Source organism: Streptomyces sp. NPDC006450 (assembly GCF_040612195.1).
Taxonomy (GTDB): Bacteria; Actinomycetota; Actinomycetes; order Streptomycetales; family Streptomycetaceae; genus Streptomyces.
On the sequence record NZ_JBEXPT010000255.1, the window covers coordinates 1 to 2,599 of the forward strand.

Here is a 2,599-nt window from a genome sequence, read left to right on the forward strand (position 1 = left end):
CGTAGGAGAAGGTGGGCATGTTCTTGATCGAGACGGTCGTCATCATCTCCCTCAGCTGAGGCTCCTTCAGGAGCCGACCGGAGAACAGGGCCCGGGGAGGGTGCCCAGGGCCTCGTTGTACTTCTCCTCGACCGCTTCCGCGGTCGTACCCAGGTGGTAGACGGAGTCGTACTTGGCGACCCAGGCGAAGAAGAGCCCGCCGCTGTGCTCGGCCGTGAGGTTCTTGGCCATCTGGTTCTGGTAGCCCACGCCGCTGGGGCTGGGCACGCTGTCGAGCACCATGCGCTTCACCCGGGTCGGGTACATCGACGCGTAGACCGAGCCGAGGTAGGCGCCCCAGTCGATGCCGTAGTAGCTGATCTGCTCCTGGCCCAGCGCGATCCGTATCCGGTCGAGGTCGCGCGCGGAGTCCTTGGTGGTGAAGTGCTTCAGCGTGTCGCCGTACTTGTCGCCGCAGCTCTTGGCGTACGCCTGGGCACGGGCCACCGACGCCTGCTCGTCCGCGGCCGTGTTCGGCACGGGGTCGGGCAGCAGCGGGTTGATGTAGGACGCGTCGCACACCATCGACGGCTCGCTGGCCCCGACGCCGCGCGGGTCCATGCCGATCCAGTCGTAGGCGGGGCCGACGTCCTTCGCCAGCCCGCTCGTGCCCTTGGCGTACCGGGTGGGCATGTCGCGGCTGATCGGGCCGGGCCACTGGCCGCGGTGCAGCAGCACGACGCCCTTGTACTGGTCGTCGGTGACGGTGTGCTTGGCCCGGGTCAGCGCCAGCTTGATCTTCTGGCCGCCCGGCTGGGCGTAGTCGAGCGGGACCTCCACGGAGCCGCACTCAAGGCCCTTGAGCAACGCGCCGAGGTTCGGGTCGGCGTCAGGACACGGCGCCCAGGCGATCGTTCCGGCGGCCGGCGCGGCAACCCCCTCGGCCGCCGCGACGGGGGTGACGGCCGGGACCAACAGGCCGGTCACGATCACCGCAGTGACCAATGCGAGCTTCTTCATGGATACCCCTTCTGAATGCACGGGGCTCACAGCGTGGCAACGGGGTCTCCGAATCGGCTCGAAACCTGCTGGAGTCAGCACGACCCGATAGGCTTCGCATCGGACATTTCCCTACAAGCCGACATGAATACCCCAACCTCAGGAGTGATCATGGCTGAATCTGCCCACCAGGGAATCAAGACCGTGCTGCATCCCGTCACGGATCTGGCGAAGGCCACATCCGTCTACACCGCCCTGCTCGGCATCGAGCCGCAGACCAAGGGGGACCACTACGTCGGCTACGACGTCGCGGGGCAGCACATCGGCCTGGTGCCGGACCCCGGCATGAGCTCGCCCGTGTCCTACTGGCACGTCCCCGACATCGAGGCGAAGCTCGCCGAGGTGACCGCCGCGGGCGCCACGGTGCAGAAGCCGGCCTCCGACGTCGGCGGCGGCCGCCTGGTGGCCACCTTCACGGACCTCGACGGCAACGTCCTCGGGCTCGTCCAGGACTGATCCGGCCGTGAATCCCCCTCGGGCGGTTCCGGGGCCGAGGGGGATTCACGGCCGGCTTTCCAGGCTCTTCGAGAATGCGGCGGACAGCCGATTCCTCAGGGGCGTCCGGCAGCGCGCACGAGTGCGTGGTGAAGTCGCTGGTCGGGCGTGAATCCCGCTTCCCATTGCACGCCGACGACGAAGGGGCGGTCCGCCACTTCGATGGCCTCCACGGTCCCGTCCTCGGCCCAGCCGGTGGCGGTGAGCCCGGCGCCGATCCGGTTGACGGCCTGGTGGTGATGGCAGGCCGTCATCGGCGCGTCCTCGTCGAGGACACCGGCGATCCGGCTGCCCGGCTCCAGCTTCAACGGGTGGGGGCCGAGGGTGAAGGACGGCGTGTTCGGGCGGTGGCCGTCGTGGCCCGTGATCTCGGGCAGGTGCTGGTGGAGCGTGCCTCCGTGCAGCACGTTGAGCAGCTGCATGCCGCGGCAGATGCCCAGCACGGGCAGCTCGGCGTCAAGTGCCGCCCGGATCAGCGCCAGTTCGGCGCGGTCGGCGTCCGGGGTCATCGCCCGCGTGCCGGGGTGCGGCTCCTCGCCGTACAGCGCCGGATCCACATCGGGGCCGCCCGGGATCAGCAGGCCGTCGATCCGGTCCGCCATGGCCTCGACGCCGGGCAGCAGCGGAAGCAGCAGGGGCGTGCAGCCCGCCGCGGCCAGGAAGCCGAGGTGGGCCTGGAGCGCGAAGCTGACGACCATGTCGTCGCCCTGGAAGGTGACCGGCGCGGTCCGCGCACAGATCCCGATCACCGGCCGCCCCGTGCTCGCCGAACCATTCACGAATGATTTCATAACCACCTTCACGGTTTTCCTGGTTCAACTGAGGAACGTAGGCAGATGAAACAACCGCTTCCGCGGAGGGTCACCACGGCAAAAAAATAGCCGTGCGCGCAAAGCGGCGGCCATCGTTCACAACCCGGCAGGCCGGCCCCTACTGAACGAAATGACCCTCCTGATACCACAGACGGGGCCCACGTCTGCGGAGGCCGGGGTTCCTGATCACCCAGCGGCGTCCCGCACCGGCGCAGAGGGACGCCCGCCGACAGGGCGTTGACGAGGACGTCGCA

Annotated in this window: 3 protein-coding genes; 1 reads left to right on the forward strand and 2 read right to left on the reverse strand. The window is 68.8% G+C overall.

The annotated features are described in order from the left end of the window. Positions 1 to 66: 66 nt before the first annotated feature. Entirely contained in the window at positions 67 to 999 is a 933-nt protein-coding gene (locus ABZY57_RS32590) for an alpha/beta fold hydrolase (protein WP_356518137.1), read from the reverse strand. Between the two features lie 150 nt (positions 1,000 to 1,149). On the opposite strand from ABZY57_RS32590, the gene ABZY57_RS32595 reads away from it, so the two are divergent. Next, on the forward strand, positions 1,150 to 1,494 hold the full coding sequence (locus tag ABZY57_RS32595) for a VOC family protein (protein ID WP_356518139.1): 345 nt from the start codon (positions 1,150 to 1,152) through the stop codon (positions 1,492 to 1,494). Between the two features lie 95 nt (positions 1,495 to 1,589). Here ABZY57_RS32595 and ABZY57_RS32600 read toward each other — a convergent pair whose 3' ends face one another. Further along, the gene (locus tag ABZY57_RS32600) at positions 1,590 to 2,324 is read right to left on the reverse strand and encodes a gamma-glutamyl-gamma-aminobutyrate hydrolase family protein (protein WP_356518141.1); all 735 of its coding nucleotides are present in this window, start codon (positions 2,322 to 2,324) and stop codon (positions 1,590 to 1,592) included. Positions 2,325 to 2,599: the final 275 nt, after the last annotated feature.

Coding starts and splice junctions, on each gene's coding strand:
- ABZY57_RS32590 (WP_356518137.1), bottom strand. CDS start 999: ATGAAGAAGCTCGCATTGGTCACTGCGGTGATCGTGACCGGCCTGTTG.
- ABZY57_RS32595 (WP_356518139.1), top strand. CDS start 1,150: ATGGCTGAATCTGCCCACCAGGGAATCAAGACCGTGCTGCATCCCGTC.
- ABZY57_RS32600 (WP_356518141.1), bottom strand. CDS start 2,324: ATGAAATCATTCGTGAATGGTTCGGCGAGCACGGGGCGGCCGGTGATC.